Source organism: Salinibacterium sp. 10G20-15, assembly GCF_057365065.1.
Genome location: NZ_CP195118.1, coordinates 610,267 through 625,659, shown reverse-complemented (window position 1 = coordinate 625,659; position 15,393 = coordinate 610,267). Strand labels below are relative to the sequence as shown.

The window sequence follows — 15,393 nt, the reverse complement described above, 5'->3', positions numbered from 1 at the left end:
GCTATGAGGATCGAGCCGCAATCAATTGACTGGGATGCGCTGAGGCTCGTCGCCACAGAAGCCCTCACTCACGCCTACGTTCCCTACTCGAAGTTCCCGGTCGGCGTTGCCGCAATCGTCGACGACGGCCGGGTGATTTCGGGCGCGAACGTGGAGAACGCCTCCTACGGCCTCACGCTGTGTGCCGAATGCTCCATGGTGTCGGCGCTGCACATGTCTGGCGGTGGAAAGCTCGTTGCTTTCACCTGCGTCGACGGTAAGGGAAACGCCCTCATGCCGTGTGGCCGCTGTCGTCAACTGCTCTTCGAGCACTCTGCCGAGGGCATGCTGCTGGAGACGGTATCGGGCATCAAAACCATTGACGAAGTAATTCCCGACGCGTTCGGGCCACGCACCCTTGAGGAGTACCGCGGTGAATAACAGCGCAGAAGCCACGCAGGTCGAACCTTTCGACGTCGTCGATCTCATCCACGCCAAGCGTGACAAGTCGGTGCTGAGCACCGACCAGATTAACTGGCTCGTGGATGCTTACACTCGCGGTTACGTGGGCGACGAGCAGATGGCTGCCATGACGATGGCCATCTTTATCAACGGCATGGAGCGCGAAGAGATTCGCGACCTCACGCTCGCGATGATCGCCAGCGGAGAGACCCTGAGCTTTGAAGGCCTCGGCAAGCCGACGACCGACAAGCACTCCACGGGTGGTGTTGGTGACAAGATCACGCTGCCACTCGCTCCTCTTGTGGCCTCCTTCGGTGTTGCCGTTCCGCAGCTTTCGGGGCGTGGCCTCGGCCACACCGGCGGAACGCTCGACAAACTTGAGAGCATCCCCGGCTGGCGCGCCGACCTCACCAATGAGGAGTTCTACGCCCAGTTGCGTGGCGTAGGCGGCGTAATCTGTGCCGCCGGCTCGGGTCTCGCTCCGGCCGACAAGAAGTTGTATGCCCTTCGCGACATCACCGGAACCGTCGAAGCGATCCCGCTGATCGCATCCTCGATCATGAGCAAGAAAATCGCAGAGGGTACTTCGGCTCTCGTGCTCGATGTCAAGTTCGGTTCTGGCGCGTTCATGAAGGACGCCGACCGTAGCCGCGAGCTGGCCGAGACCATGGTGCGCTTGGGCAAGGATGCCGGCGTCAAGACGGTTGCCCTGCTCACGAACATGAACGTGCCGCTCGGTCTTGCCATCGGTAACGCCAACGAGGTGCGCGAATCTGTTGAGGTTCTCGCTGGTGGCGGGCCCGCTGACGTGCGTGAGCTCACGATTGCTCTCGCCCGCGAAATGCTCGCTCAGGTCGGTCACGAAGATGCCGATGTCGAGGCTGCTCTCGACAACGGACAGGCAATGGATGCCTGGCGCGGCATGATCAGCGCGCAAGGCGGAGACCCGGATGCTGCCCTGCCGCAGCCGAAGGAAAGCCACGTCGTTACCGCTGACCGCGACGGCGTTCTCGTCGAACAAGAAGCGCTGCCGTTCGGTATCGCCGCGTGGCGCCTGGGGGCCGGTCGTGCCCGCAAGCAAGATCCCGTGCAGCACGCTGCGGGAATCGACCTACACGCGAAGCCCGGTGACACGGTGCGCAAGGGCGAGCCGCTCTTCACGATGCACGCTGACGAAGCTGCGCGCTTTGAGCGCGCACTCGAGTCTCTCGAGGGTGCTTACCGCATCGGCGATGCGGGAGACACCGTGCATGATGGCGGTCCGCTGATCGCGGGACGCATCGACTAGTTCTGCTAGTAGCGACCCAGCTCTAGGGCTGAGTGATCGGACCGAACGATGAGGCTCATCCGCTGACGTACAGTAGTTGAAATGACGACAGCGGATGAGACCGTTCCTAGCGCTGAACCCGCGCGGAACGAGACCGGGCGCACCACCCCTTCGCCCCACGACACCGACAACGACCACTCCACGAAGTGGCGCGCCTTCTGGGTGTGCGTGGTGGTCGCAGCCATCACGATTCTCGACCTGTCAAAAGTCAACGTCGCGCTGCCCTCCATCGAGGAGGCGCTCGGCGCCAGCTCGACCCAACTGCAACTGATCGTCTCGGGCTATGTGCTGACTTTCGGATTGATTCTCGTGCCTGCCGGGCGCTTCGGCGACCAGCGCTCGCGCAAAACCCTGTTCCTGATCGGGTTGACGGTCTTCACTGTTGCCAGCATTGCCTGCGCACTCGCCCCGAATGCGGCCATGTTGCTCGTGTTCCGTTTGCTGCAGGGAGTCGCGGCCGGCATCCAGATGCCTCAGGTAATTGGCCTGATTCAGCAGTTGTTCCAGGGAGCGGAGCGCGGGCGAGCCTTTGGTCTGTTCGGTGCCATGATCGGTATCTCAACCGCCTTCGGCCCCACACTCGGTGGCCTCATGATTGCAATCGGTGGTGCCGAAGATGGTTGGCGCTACATCTTCTGGATGAACGTTCCGCTGGGCTTCATTGCTCTCGTGCTGGCGTGGCGCATCCTGCCCTCGACCGCCAAGACCACCTATGCGCGTCTCGATCTCGATCCGGTGGGGATTGCCATCTTCGGTGTCACGGTGTTGGCGCTCATGTGGCCTTTTCTCTTCACGACTGGTGCGCCAACAGATGACCCCAACAGGTGGTGGCTGCTGGTGCTGTTCGTGCTTGCTGCCGCGGCCTTCGTCTGGTGGGAGCGCCGATATGCGGCGGGCGGACGCGCGCCCCTCGTGCCGCTCACACTCTTTCGAGTGAGTTCGTTCCGCAACGGCACTCTCCTCGCGACCGTGTACTTCGCGGCGATGCCGGCGATGTTCCTCTTGACCACGCTCTACTTGCAACTGGGCTTAGGGCTTGAGCCTGTGTTTGCCGGTATGGTGACGATCGGCTTCGCGCTTACGAGCGCATTCACGTCGTGGCGCGGCGGCATCCTTGTCGAACGCTACGGTCGCTCGCTTGTGGTTGCGGGACTCGCGATTCTGATGGTGGGCATTGGCGTACTCATGGCAGCGGCGATTCTGACTCCGCCGGCGCTCACGCCGTTTGTGATGGCAGCGGCGATGTTCATTGGCGGCTCGGGTGGCGGTCTTGTCATCTCGCCGAATCAGACCCTCACGTTGCACGACATCCCGCCCCGTGAAGGGGGCTTGGCGGGCTCTGTTGGCCAACTGGGCCAACGCGTGGGTACCGCGATCGGCACAGCCGTCGCTCTCTCGCTGTTTTATGCAACGTTGTACAACGAACGCAATAGTGGCGAGAGCACCATTGAGATCTACCACCACGCCTACGGCATGGGAATGGTCGCGACAACGGTCTTCTTCGCAATCGCCATTCTCGTCGGGGTTGTTGATTTGGGCGCCCGCAAGCGGCGCGCACGCCGGCAAGAAGCTCGCTAGAGCTGCGGGTCTCCGATCCTCTCAAGAGCGTCAACAACCAGCCCCCAAAACTTTGCGTGGTCGAGATTGCGGGTAACGTGTGTGGTGCAGTCGGCGGGAGCTGGAGCGCGAAAATCGGCCACAGTCATACCGAGTGTGAGGGTGCCGGCGAGTTCGACATCCAGCGGCACTTTGACGACTTCCATCACGGTGGGGTCGATCACAAAGGCGACGGCGCAGGGGTCGTGAACCGGCGGATGGTCGAACCCTTGAGCGTCGCGGTAGGTCTCACCAAAGAATTCGAGGAGTTCACCAACAAAGCGGGCGGGGGCGGTGCCAACGGCTGCGATAGATGCCGCAACGTCGTCGGTCGCCAGAGCCTCGTGAGTGAGGTCGAGGCCGACCATCGTGAGGGGCCAGCATTCGTTGAACACGATGTGGGCCGCTTCGGGGTCGATGACGATGTTGAATTCGCTTGTCGCGCTCCAGTTGCCGACGTTGACGCCACCTCCCATAAGCACGACCTGTTTGACGCGTGCGGCGATACGAGGTTCTTTGCGGACGGCAAGGGCGATGTTGGTGAGCGCACCGGTGGGCACGAGCGTGACGGTGCCGGCCTCGTGAGTCATGACAGTGTCGATAATGAAATCGACAGCGTGACGTGTATCCAGCTCGATCACGGGCTCGGGAAGGACAGGCCCGTCAAGACCGGACTCTCCGTGGATCGACTCCGCAACCTCGATCTGGCGTACCAGTGGCCGGTGCGCTCCGCGGGCGAAAGGGACATCGGTGATGCCGGCAACTCGCGCGATGGCAAGAGCATTGCGGGTGACTTTCTCAATGGTCTGATTTCCCATGACCGTCGTGACGCCGAGCAATTCAATGGTGGGGTTGCCGTGCGCAAGAAGCAGCGCGATTGCGTCATCGTGCCCGGGGTCACAGTCAAGAATTATCTTTTCAGCCATAACGAGTAGCATATATGAAATTCAACTTCATATATGTAGGATGGTGCCATGGAAGATGACCTCGTCACGGCTGCCGCCGCACGGTTCCGTTGGGTGAGATCACGGATGCCGCTGCTCGCTGAAGTTCGCGAGCATTTCGAGCGGACTGCTCCGTTCGCAGGACACCGTGTCGGCATGGCGATGCACCTCGAGCCCAAGACGGGCGTACTGCTGGAGACCCTCATGGCGGGGGGAGCCGACATCGTGGCGACCGGAAATCATGGATCGACTCAGAACGATGTCGTCGCCTACCTGCGGTCCCAAGGAATGACCATATTCGGAGCCCGAGACGATTCGGGGTGCGAACACGAGACCAACGTGTTGAACGTGGTCGAATCGCAGCCGGACATCATCGTGGACAATGGCGCCGGTCTTGTGGCCCGGCTGGTAGAGCTCGGTAAGACGGACCATATCCTTGGCGGCACCGAGGAAACCAGCTCAGGAAGTTACCGACTGCGTGATGAGCTCGCCGCACACATCCAGTTTCCGATTTTTGTCATTGACGACAACCCGCTCACCGTCATCAACGAGAACAAGCACGCTGCAGGGCAATCGATCGTCGAAAGCTTTATGCGAATCACAAACGTCATGGTGTCGGGGCGCCGCTTCGTCGTGGCGGGCTACGGCTGGTGTGGGCGAGGTGTTGCCCAATACTTGCGCGCACTGGGCGCAAAAGTTGCGGTCGTAGAGGTCGATGAGATCAAAGCCCTCGAAGCTGCGCTCGATGGTTTTCGCGTCTCGAGCATGTATGACCTCGCCGGCTGGGGCGAAGTCTTCATCACGGCCACGGGGCATCCGCAAGTGCTCGCGACAGACTTCTTCGACGTTGTCGCTGACGGTGCAATGCTTGTCAATTGCGGCCACTTCGACTGGGAAATTGATGTGATGGCGTTGCGTGACCTAGCAGTCGCCACAAGCGTGATTGACGGCGCCATTGAGAGAGTCGATCTCCCGGGAAACAGACACGTGACTTTGCTCGCCGACGGCCGGATGATCAATCTCGCCGGGCGTGAACCGCGAGGCAACTCGATCGAGTCAATGGATCTTGGTTTTCTTCTTCAAGCATTGTCGCTCGAGCGCATCGCCCTCGCCGCGAGCACCCTTCAGCCGGGTGCGCAGCCCGTTCCAGACAGCATCAATCGGGACGCTGCCAAGCGGATGCTCGCCGTGATGCAGGCGGATCGCTGATGTCAGCCGGCCCGGAGTACGCCGCTCCCGCCCTCGATAAAGGGCTCGACATCCTTGAGCTCCTTGCCGAGACCCCCGGCTCGTTGAGCCAGTCGCAGATCGCTGAAGCTACCGGTCGTAGCACCGGACAGATCTTCCGCGTACTTTCCACGCTCGAACGGCGGGGTTACATTTTTCGCAACAAACAATCAGGGCTTTACGAGTTGGCGATGAAGCTGTTTGATCTTGCACACCGACACCCACCGCTGCGAAGTCTCGTGAGCGTTGCGCTGCCGATCATGCAGCAACTCGCGGACGAGGCCAGACAGTCCTGCAACCTCGCTGTTCTCGACGGCGCCGTAGTCCGAGTGCTAGCGCAGGTCGAGTCGCCTGCCGACTTCGGATTTCGTGTTCGAGTTGGCGCAACCTTCGACGCCACAACGACGGCGACCGGAGCGCTGTTGACGGAAAGTGCCCCCGCCGACCACGCCCCGGCAGCGGGAGTCAATACACTCCACCCTGGAATCACCGACATCGTCGCTCCAGTGCGCAGCAGCTCTGGAGCGATTCTGGCGGCGATCACGGTGCCCTATGTGTCGAGTGCTTTCAGCGCGACGCCGCCGGAGAAAGTGAGCGAGCTCGTTGCCGCCGCCGTGGAAGAAATCTCGAATCTTCTCAAGGAAGAAGCTTTCACGGGATCGTAACGTCATCCAGCGAAGCCACAGGGCGCTTTCAGTGATCGGCACGGTAGATTTGTAGCTATGAACGCCGCTGTTGAGAATTTCGTAATGCCCGGAGGCGGCGCCAGCATCACTGCGCTACCCAAGATCTCCCTGCACGATCACCTTGATGGCGGGCTTCGTCCCCAGACAATCGTGGAGCTGGCCGACGAGATCGGTTACCAACTGCCCGAGAATGACGCCGCGAAGCTCACCACGTGGTTCTCGAGTCAGGCCGACTCCGGTTCTCTTGTCGACTACCTCACAACGTTCGACGTCACCATCGCCGTGATGCAAACTACTGAGGGCCTCAAGCGCGTTGCGAGCGAATTCGTTCATGACCTCGCCGCCGACGGCGTCATTTACGGCGAAATCCGTTGGGCACCCGAGCAGCACCTGCAGAAGGGGCTCGACCTCGATCAGGTCGTCAGCGCCGTGCAGCAGGGCCTCGAAGAGGGTGTGGATGCCGCACGCTCGAGCGGCCGCAGCATCCGCGTTGGCCAGCTTCTCAGTTCCATGCGCCAGACCGAGCGTGGCACCGAAATCGCCGAGCTCGCGATTCGCCACCGCGACCGCGGCGTCATCGGTTTCGACATCGCCGGCCCCGAAGCGGGATTCCCGCCGAGCCGCCTGCGTGGAGCCTTCGACCTGCTCGCGCACAACTACCTACCCGCCACCGTGCACGCGGGTGAAGCGGATGGCCTCGACAGCATCCGTAGCGCCCTCTTTGACGGTCGCGCTCTTCGCCTCGGTCATGGTGTGCGCCTGGCTGAAGACATCACGATCGCCAACGAAGACGACGAGAACACGTACGTCACGCTCGGCGGCTTGGCGCAGTGGGTGAAGGATCGCGAGATCGCGCTCGAACTGAGCCCCTCGTCGAACCTGCAAACCGGCGCTATTGAACAGTGGGGCGACGAGCTGATCGACCACCCCTTCGACCTGCTGTACCAGCTGGGATTCCGGGTGACCGTCAACACCGACAACCGCCTCATGAGTGCCACGACCCTCAGCCGCGAGCTAGCGTTGCTCACCGAAGCATTCGGATACGACCTCACCGACCTCGAAGTATTCCAGATCAACGCTGCTGCGGCAGCGTTCTTGCCCATCGAAGAACGCGAAGAGCTTTCCGAGGCAATCAGCGTCGGTTTCGAGAGAGCGTAACTATGTCACTTCCCCCGCTGCCCGAATCGGCGATTGAAATTGGCGTCAGCGCAAAGGATTGGCGCGCTGCTGTCGCGCTCTCTGGCGAAGCTTTGGCGCGCTCGGGTGCGGCTCGTCCCGGCTATGCCCACGAGATGATTCGCATGATTGAAGACCACGGCCCGTACGTTGTGATCGCGCCGGGGCTTGCTCTGGCGCACGCGCGCCCAGGGCCGCAAGTGATCGCGAACGGGCTATCGATTGTGACGCTCAAGGAGCCCGTACGCTTCGGGCACGCCCACAACGACCCGGTTCGTGTCATTCTCGGCCTCGCTATCACCGAAGCCGGAGCCCATTTGGCTGCCGTTGCCGCGGTGGCCAACATTTTCAACGACTCTTCGGCAATCGATCAGTTGGCTGCCGCAACAACCCCCGCCGAAGTTCAGCGCATTATGGGAGTGACCCCCGAATGAAGATTGTGACTATCTGTGGTGCTGGTATCGGCAGTTCTGGTGTTCTCAAGATCAACGCGGAGCGTGCCCTCAAGGCTCTTGACCTCGAAGCGACCGTGGTCGCCGCCGACGTCAGCACCGTGCGCACTGTTGCCGCTGATGCCCAGATCATCCTCACCAGCCAAGAATTCGTTGAAGCGATCGGTAAGACGAACGCCGACGTCATCGTGATCGTGAATCTCTTCGACACGTCTGAACTGGCACAAAAACTCGAGGACGCCCTCGGCTAGACCAAGGACGCCCTCTGAGAGTGCCTGACGGTGCGTGAGCTCTCGCGCTCGCGCTTGCTCTCGCGCTCGCGCTCGCGTTAGCTGAGAAGCTCGCGCATTCCTGCTTCAAGCTGGCTCGCGACGGCCTCGGCGGCAGCCTGCCGTTCGGTTCTGTCGCCTGCCGTGCTGGAGGCATCCACATAGAACTTGAGTTTGGGCTCGGTGCCGCTGGGGCGCACGATCACGCGGGCGCCGCCCTCAATCTGCAAGCGGATGATGTTGCTGGGGGCGAACCCGTCGACGCCGTTCTCGAAGTCATCGAACGATTCGACCGCGAGGCCGCCGACGCTCGTGGGTGCCGCGGCACGCAAGCGCGTCATGGTGTCGCCGATTTCCGAGATCTGAGCGAAGCGCAGCGAGACCTGGCGCGATGCGAAGGCTCCGAAGCGTGCGGTGAACGCATCGAGGCGATCGAGGATCGTCGAGCCTTCGGCCTTGAGCTCGGCCGCCATCGACAAGAAGTCGACCGAGGCGGAGATGCCGTCTTTGTCGCGAACCTTGTCGGGGTCGACGAGGTAGCCGAGGGCTTCTTCGTAGCCGAAGATCAGCCCATCGATGCGAGAGATCCACTTGAAGCCGGTGAGGGTGTCGGAGTAGTCGAGGCCGTAATCGGCGGCAATGGCGCGCAGGGCAGGAGACGAGACGATGGATGCCGCGAGCTTTCCCGTTCCATTCGAACGCTCTGCGGCACGCCAGCCGAGCAGCATGCCGACTTCGTTTCCGCTCAGACGACGCCATTCGCCATCGCGACCGGGAACGGCGACGGCGAGGCGGTCGGCATCCGGGTCGTGAGCGATCGCCAGATCGGCACCAGCTTCGCGAGCTTTCGCGAAGCTGAGATCCATGGCTCCCGGCTCTTCGGGGTTGGGGAAGGCGACGGTGGGGAACGCGGCGTCGGGCTGAGCTTGTTCTTCCACGAGTGCGGGGGCCGGGAGGCCAGCCTTTGCGTACACCGCCTGAGTGGTTTCCCAACCGACACCGTGCATCGCCGTATAGGTGTACGTGATGTCTTTGACCGGGCCCGCGAGAGCTGCCGTGCGCGCGATGTACTCATCGACAACACCGTCGTCGGTTGTGACGAAGTCGGTAGAACGGGGCAGATCGGCAATCGATCCCTTGGCTACAACATCAATCGCGTGGGCGATGTCAGCGTCGGCGGGGGAAACAATCTGCGAGCCGTGGTTGTCGCCACCCAGATAGACCTTGTAGCCGTTGTCATTGGCCGGGTTGTGGCTAGCGGTAACCATCACGCCCGCGCTCACGTTGAGGTGACGAACCGCAAACGCGAGCACCGGTGTCGGCAGCAAGCGCGGCAACAGAATGGCGCGCACTCCGGCGCCCGCCATGATCGTGGCAGTGTCGCGGGCAAAGACCTCGGAGTTCACGCGACCGTCGTAGCCGATCACAATGCTGGGGCTCAGTTCGTGGGTGAGCAAGTACGCTGCGAGCCCCGCGGCCGCCTGAGTGACCAGCACCCGGTTCATGCGGTTCGGTCCGGCACCCAATTCGCCGCGCAACCCGGCCGTGCCGAAGGCGAGCCGCGCATCAAAGCGGTCATGGAGGCCAGCGATGGCGGCCTCGTCACCCTGGGTGGCATCCGTAATCAAGGCTTCGAGTTCGGTGTGCGTCACCGCGTCAGGGTCTTGCTCAAGCCAGGCATTGGCGGCGGCGAGAAGTTCGTCGCGGCTCGAGGGCGCTGCACTCATAGGGCGCTCACAATCTGGGCGAGAAGGTTGCTGATCTGCACTTCGGCGTCTTTGCCCGCCTGGATTACTTCTTCGTGGCTGAGGGGAGTGGTCTGGATGCCGGCCGCCAAGTTGGTGATGAGCGACATTCCCAAGATTTCCATGCCCGCCTGGCGCGCTGCGATCGCTTCGAGCGCCGTGGACATTCCCACGATGTGGCCACCCATGGTCTTGGCCATCTGCACTTCGGCGGGAGTCTCGTAGTGCGGGCCGCGGAATTGCGTGTACACACCCTCGTCGAGGCTTGAGTCGATCGACTTCGCGATCTCACGCAGGCGCGTGCTGTACAGGTCGGTGAGGTCGATGAACGTCGCACCTTCGAGGGGCGAGTCGGCCGTGAGATTGAGGTGATCACTGATGAGCACAGGGGTTCCGGGCTTCCACGTCTCCTTGATGCCACCGGCACCATTGGTGAGAATCATGGTCGTGGCGCCGGTAGCAGCAGCGGTGCGCACGGAGTGAACAACCCGGCGAACGCCGTGGTTCTCGTAGTAGTGGGTGCGGGCGCCGATGACGAGGGCGCGCTTGCCGCTCGGCAACAGGATCGACCGTAGGGTGCCGACGTGGCCTTCAAGCGCGGGCTTGGAGAAACCGGGGATGTCGGAGGCAGGGATCGTGGCAGTGGTTTCGCCGATCAGGTCGGCGGCTTTGCCCCAGCCGCTACCGAGCGTGAGGGCAATGTCGTGCTTCTCGACTCCGGTCGCGACTGCGATTGCGGCAGCGGCTTCCTTGGCGACCTCAAACGGGTCTGCAGCGGGATCGTCGAGGGGGTTGGAGAGGGGCGACTGTGACATGGCATCCACTCTAAACGCTGGGGCAGCGAACTCACCGAGCGGTTGAGCGCGAATGTGAGCATTGGAGTGCGCGGGTCGCTGCTGTCGTGTCGCTGATGAGAGTCGCATGCACATCGGTGCGTCGACGGTTTGTCGCTGGGGCAGAACCGCGCGAGAATAAGGGCATGGCCTATGAGTTTGAGCGCACCCAACGAATTGCAGTTCTCGGTGGTGGCCCCGGTGGCTACGAAGCAGCCCTTGCGGGTGCCCAGTTGGGGGCCGAAGTAACTCTCGTTGAGCGCGCGGGTGTCGGCGGTTCCGCAGTGCTCACCGATGTGGTGCCCTCGAAGACGCTGATCGCAACCGCAGAAGCGACAAACTCGATTAGGGATGCCGCCGATTTAGGTGTGCAATTTTACTCACGCTCCGACTCCGGACGGGCCGTTCGCCCGGAGATCACGGTCAACCTCGCCGCCGTTAATGCTCGCCTCATGCGTCTCGCGCAACAGCAGTCTGATGACATGAAGTCACAACTGCTCAAAGCTGGCGTGCGCGTCATTGAGGGTGAGGGGCGCCTCGATGGCCCGCAGCGCGTCGTGGTCTCAACTGGCAAAGGTAAGTCCGGCACCGACTTTGACGAAGTGGATGCTGACACCGTGATCGTCTCCGTGGGTGCGCGCCCGCGCGTGCTCGACTCCGCCCTGCCCGATGGCAAGCGCATCCTCACCTGGACGCAGCTGTACACACTCGACGAAACCCCTAAGCACCTCATCGTGGTGGGCTCGGGTGTCACCGGTGCCGAGTTTGCTTCGGCCTACACCGCGCTCGGCGCCAAAGTCACTCTGATTTCCTCGCGCGATCGTGTGCTTCCGGGAGAAGACGAAGATGCCGCCCGCGTGATTGAAGACGTCTTCAAGCGCAACGGCATGACCGTTCTCTCCAAGTCCCGCGCCGAATCCGTGAAGACCACCAAGGATGGCGTCATCGCCACGCTCAGCGACGGACGCACTGTCGAAGGCTCGCACTGCCTCATGGCCGTCGGCTCGCTGCCGAACACCGAAGGCCTAGGGCTCGAGGAGGCTGGCGTGCAGCTGACCGAATCGGGCCACATCCGCGTCAACCGTGTTGCCCGCACCTCGATGCCGTCGATCTATGCCGCCGGCGACTGCTCAGACTTCTTCCCGCTCGCGTCGGTCGCCGCAATGCAGGGCCGAACTGCGGTGTTCCACGCCATGGGCGACGGCGTTACGCCGATCGAACTGCGCAACGTGGCGTCCAACATCTTTACTCAGCCCGAGATTGCCACCGTCGGCTGGTCGCAAAAGCAGATCGAAGACGGCCTCGCTCAGGGCACCATCTACAAGCTGCCGCTGGCTTCTAACCCCCGCGCCAAGATGATGGGCATCAAGGACGGCTTTGTGAAGCTCTTCGCTCGCACCGGTTCCGGCACCGTTATTGGTGGCGTGGTCGTGGCGCCGAACGCTTCTGAGCTCATCATCTCGATGGCGCTCGCGGTAGAGCACCGCCTCACGGTCGATCAGATTGCGCGCGCTTTTTCCGTGTACCCCTCACTGACGGGCAGCATTACGGATGCCGCACGCGCCATGCACGTCGTTCACTAGCCCGCAGTCGCCGGCCAACAGTCGCTAGCCCGCTGGCGCTGCGCCTGCCGCGCCTCGCGTGCCATCGCTGTGCCTGGCGCTACTGTGCTCAGCATCGCTGTGCTCGGCATCGCCCTGCTCAGCATTGACCTGGCGTTCTCGGAAGGCCTGTTCTTCGGCCGACGCTGCTCCTTCCTTGAGCTCCATGACGTGTTCAACCAGCTTCGTGGCGGTCTGTTCATCGATCACGAGGTCGGTGATGACGCCCGCTCGCAGCGCTGCGAGCAGCGGTACCACCTTGTTGTCGCCGGCCACACCACAGATGCGGCGGGGGATCGCGCGCAGCTCTGCCGGGGTGGGGCCGGTTGCACGTGCGTTCATTGAGAGGTCTTCATAGCTGCCATCTTCGCGAAGGAAGATGGTGCACACGTCGCCCACAATGCCTTCGCTGTCGAGCGTTTCGATGTCACCTGCTTCGAGGTAGCCGGCGGAGTAGACGTGGCTGGGCACTTCACCGGCGATGGCGCCGATCGAGAAGAGCGCAATATCGGCGCGACGTTGGTATTCAAGCACGCGCACAATTGACCGCTCTGACCACATGGCATTGCGTGTTTCGGCGTAATCGAAGAACGCCGGCACTGGGAATAAGTGCACTTGGGCATCGAAAGCGTCGCCGAAGTTGGCGATGAGGTTGCCGGCATATTCCACGCCCGAGGTGCGAACGTTAGCCGCTCCATTGAGCTGCACGACAGCGCTTCCGCGCGTGGGCTTCTTGCCCAAATGGCGCGAGATCGCGGCCAAGGTGGTGCCCCAGGCGACACCCATGATCATGTCGGAATCGAACCAGCCGGTGACCATTCGGGCGGTGGCTTTCGCTACCTGTTCGAGCCGTTCTGTTTCGTCGGCAAGGTCGGCGACCGGCACGACATGGGTGGCGATTCCGAAGCAGGTTTCGATCTTTTTGGCCAAGCCCGGGCCCCGGGTGGGAGTGGGGCGCAGGGTGATTTCGACGAGGCCGCTATCGCGGGCATCCCGCAACAATCGAGACACGCTTGAGCGGGACATGTGGAGGTGGCTCGCAATGGTGTCCATCTTGATGTCTTGCAGGTAGTACATCGACGATGCGGCCAGCATTGCCTCTTCGCGTTCCATGGCGTCCATCCTTGCACGTTCGTGCAGATATGCTGCTCAGTTTGTCATTTGGCCTACCTAGCGTAATACGCTGCTGAGCAGTGGATCATCCCAGAAGATTCACAGCCGCTTCGGCGGTAACCACCACCACACGATAGAAGAGCAGTGTTCATGGCTGACCAGTCCCTCACCCGCGAAACCCGCGACAGCGCCATTCAGCGTCTTATGGAGAGTGCAGAGCCGGGGCGTGAACTCGACGTTCTCGTTATCGGCGGCGGAATAACCGGCGCCGGAATCGCCCTGGATGCCGCCACGCGCGGTCTCGACACCGTCGTTGTCGAATCCCAAGACTGGGCCGCCGGCTCTTCAAGCCGCGCCAGCAAACTCATCCACGGTGGACTCCGCTACCTGCAGATGCTCGACTTCAAGCTCGTGCACGAAGCACTCACCGAGCGTGACCTGCTGCTGAACAACGTGGCACCGCACCTCGTGCGTCCACTGCCGTTCCTGTACCCGCTGCGCCACCACGTGTGGGAGCGCGCCTTTGTCGGTGCAGGAATCGCCCTCTACGACTTCTTGGCCTCGGTCACCGTCAAAAGCACCTCGGGCAAGCGCAGCGTTCCGTGGCACCGCCACATGTCGCGCAAGCAGCTCGCCGCGCGCTTCCCGGGCCTCGCTCACGACGCCGCTGTTGGCGCGATTGAATACTGGGACGCCAACGTCGATGATGCTCGCTATGTCGTGAGCGTTATCCGCACCGCCTCCGCTCATGGAGCTGCTGCCGCTAGCCGCGTGCAGGTCGTCGAGATCACAAAGAACGATAAAGGCATCGTCAACGGGGCCGTCGTCGTCGACCTCGAAACGGGAAAGACGTTCCCCGTGCGTGCCAAAGCGGTCATCAACTCCACCGGCGTGTGGACTGGCGAGACCCAGGCTCTTGCGCATGAAGAGGGCGGGCTCAAGGTTCTGGCGTCGAAGGGCATTCACATTGTCGTTCCTCGCGAACGCATCAAGGGAGAAGCCGGGCTGATCCTGCAAACGGCTAAGAGCGTGCTCTTCGTGATCCCGTGGTCTCGCTACTGGGTGATCGGCACCACCGACACCCCCTGGAAAGAAAATCTCCTCAACCCTGCGGCAACCGCTGATGACATCGACTACGTCATCGCTGAAGCCAACGCAGTGCTGGCAAACCCCATCGACCGCAGCGACGTCATCGGAACCTGGGCGGGACTGCGCCCCCTATTGCAGCCCGGCACGATGGAGGGCACGAACTCGGCCAAAGTGTCGCGTGAGCACACTGTCGCATCGCCCATCCCTGGCCTCACGGTTATCGCTGGTGGAAAGTTCACCACGTACCGTGTGATGGCGAAAGATGCTGTTGACTTTGCGATCGGTAAGGACGCGGCCAAGGCCAACCCGTCGACCACCGAAACTGTCGCGCTGGTCGGCGCCGAAGGACTCAAGGAAGCAACCGCCGATGCCGCGGCACTCGGAACGAAGTTCGGTTGGAGCGAGCAGATGATCGATCATCTGCTGCACCGCTACGGTGCGAAGATCTCCGAGATTGCCGCCATCGCCGAAGCCGAACCCGAGATGGCAAAGCCGCTCGCCCACGCCTCCGCTTACCTCCGTGCCGAGATCGCCTACGCGATTAGCCACGAAGGGGCCCTGCACCTCGAAGATCTCATGGTTCGTCGCACCCGCATGAACTACGAGTACCTCAACGAAGCACTGGCTGCCGTGCCCGAAGTGGCAGAAATTGCCGCGAAGCTCCTCGGCTGGGATGAGCAAACTACGGCTCACGAAGTTGCTGTCTACACCCAGATGGCGGAGGCCGTAGCGGCTGCCGCACTCACCCGCGATGACGAAAGCGCATCCGACGTGCGCGAAGCAGCACCGCAAATCGTGCCGCTTGTTACGCCCGCAGCACTCGAATCGAAATAACCGAATTACTGAAATTGGCCGCGCAAGCACGCTAAGAAGTACAGACGATCAATGGAGATA

General features: G+C 62.1%; 14 protein-coding genes. 10 read left to right on the top strand and 4 right to left on the bottom strand.

The annotated features are described in order from the left end of the window. The first annotated feature begins 3 nt into the window (after nt 1-3). The 3 genes from ACR3YK_RS02930 to ACR3YK_RS02920 all read left to right on the top strand — a co-directional run bounded on the left by ACR3YK_RS02930 (nt 4) and on the right by ACR3YK_RS02920 (nt 3,346). Nucleotides 4-420, top strand: a complete 417-nt coding sequence (locus tag ACR3YK_RS02930; protein ID WP_486175749.1) for a cytidine deaminase — start codon at nt 4-6, stop codon at nt 418-420. Next, nucleotides 413-1,729: a thymidine phosphorylase gene (locus tag ACR3YK_RS02925; protein ID WP_486175748.1), complete on the top strand. Its 1,317-nt coding sequence runs from the start codon at nt 413-415 to the stop codon at nt 1,727-1,729. Before ACR3YK_RS02930 ends, ACR3YK_RS02925 begins: the two co-directional genes overlap by 8 nt. 81 nt (nt 1,730-1,810) lie before the next feature. Further along, entirely contained in the window at nt 1,811-3,346 is a 1,536-nt protein-coding gene (locus tag ACR3YK_RS02920) for an MFS transporter (RefSeq protein ID WP_486175747.1), read from the top strand. Here ACR3YK_RS02920 and uriH read toward each other — a convergent pair. Further along, entirely contained in the window at nt 3,343-4,290 is a 948-nt protein-coding gene (gene uriH, locus ACR3YK_RS02915; protein ID WP_486175746.1) for a uridine-preferring nucleoside hydrolase UriH, read from the bottom strand. The two genes, ACR3YK_RS02920 and uriH, sit on opposite strands and share 4 nt — an antisense overlap. A gap of 48 nt (nt 4,291-4,338) precedes the next feature. On the opposite strand from uriH, the gene ACR3YK_RS02910 reads away from it, so the two are divergent. The 5 genes from ACR3YK_RS02910 to ACR3YK_RS02890 are packed head-to-tail and all read left to right on the top strand — an operon-like array spanning nt 4,339 to nt 8,100. Continuing rightward, on the top strand, nt 4,339-5,517 hold the full coding sequence (locus tag ACR3YK_RS02910; protein WP_486175745.1) for an adenosylhomocysteinase: 1,179 nt from the start codon (nt 4,339-4,341) through the stop codon (nt 5,515-5,517). After that, nucleotides 5,517-6,200 (top strand): IclR family transcriptional regulator, encoded by a 684-nt coding sequence (locus tag ACR3YK_RS02905; protein WP_486175744.1) that lies wholly within the window; start codon nt 5,517-5,519, stop codon nt 6,198-6,200. Before ACR3YK_RS02910 ends, ACR3YK_RS02905 begins: the two co-directional genes overlap by 1 nt. A 57-nt stretch (nt 6,201-6,257) precedes the next feature. Next, nucleotides 6,258-7,379, top strand: a complete 1,122-nt coding sequence (locus ACR3YK_RS02900; protein WP_486175743.1) for an adenosine deaminase — start codon at nt 6,258-6,260, stop codon at nt 7,377-7,379. 2 nt (nt 7,380-7,381) lie between these two features. Then, nucleotides 7,382-7,831 carry a PTS sugar transporter subunit IIA gene (locus ACR3YK_RS02895; protein WP_486175742.1) on the top strand — a complete coding sequence of 150 codons (450 nt, stop codon included), beginning with the start codon at nt 7,382-7,384 and terminating at the stop codon, nt 7,829-7,831. Continuing rightward, entirely contained in the window at nt 7,828-8,100 is a 273-nt protein-coding gene (locus ACR3YK_RS02890; RefSeq protein WP_100389574.1) for a PTS sugar transporter subunit IIB, read from the top strand. Before ACR3YK_RS02895 ends, ACR3YK_RS02890 begins: the two co-directional genes overlap by 4 nt. A 77-nt stretch (nt 8,101-8,177) precedes the next feature. On the opposite strand, the gene ACR3YK_RS02885 is transcribed toward ACR3YK_RS02890, so the two are convergent. Continuing rightward, entirely contained in the window at nt 8,178-9,845 is a 1,668-nt protein-coding gene (locus ACR3YK_RS02885) for a phospho-sugar mutase (RefSeq protein ID WP_486175741.1), read from the bottom strand. Next, nucleotides 9,842-10,678: a purine-nucleoside phosphorylase gene (locus ACR3YK_RS02880; RefSeq protein ID WP_486175740.1), complete on the bottom strand. Its 837-nt coding sequence runs from the start codon at nt 10,676-10,678 to the stop codon at nt 9,842-9,844. The genes ACR3YK_RS02885 and ACR3YK_RS02880 overlap by 4 nt, the downstream gene beginning before the upstream one ends. A 164-nt stretch (nt 10,679-10,842) precedes the next feature. Between ACR3YK_RS02880 and ACR3YK_RS02875 the strand changes: the two genes are divergently transcribed. Beyond that, the gene (locus tag ACR3YK_RS02875; RefSeq protein ID WP_486175739.1) at nt 10,843-12,279 is read left to right on the top strand and encodes an NAD(P)H-quinone dehydrogenase; all 1,437 of its coding nucleotides are present in this window, start codon (nt 10,843-10,845) and stop codon (nt 12,277-12,279) included. Between the two features lie 24 nt (nt 12,280-12,303). Here the strand turns inward: ACR3YK_RS02875 and ACR3YK_RS02870 are convergent, their stop codons facing one another. Further along, nucleotides 12,304-13,410, bottom strand: a complete 1,107-nt coding sequence (locus ACR3YK_RS02870; protein WP_486175738.1) for a sugar-binding transcriptional regulator — start codon at nt 13,408-13,410, stop codon at nt 12,304-12,306. A 150-nt stretch (nt 13,411-13,560) separates the two neighbouring features. Between ACR3YK_RS02870 and ACR3YK_RS02865 the strand changes: the two genes are divergently transcribed. Further along, nucleotides 13,561-15,333 (top strand): glycerol-3-phosphate dehydrogenase/oxidase, encoded by a 1,773-nt coding sequence (locus ACR3YK_RS02865; protein ID WP_486175737.1) that lies wholly within the window; start codon nt 13,561-13,563, stop codon nt 15,331-15,333. Nucleotides 15,334-15,393 lie beyond the last annotated feature (60 nt).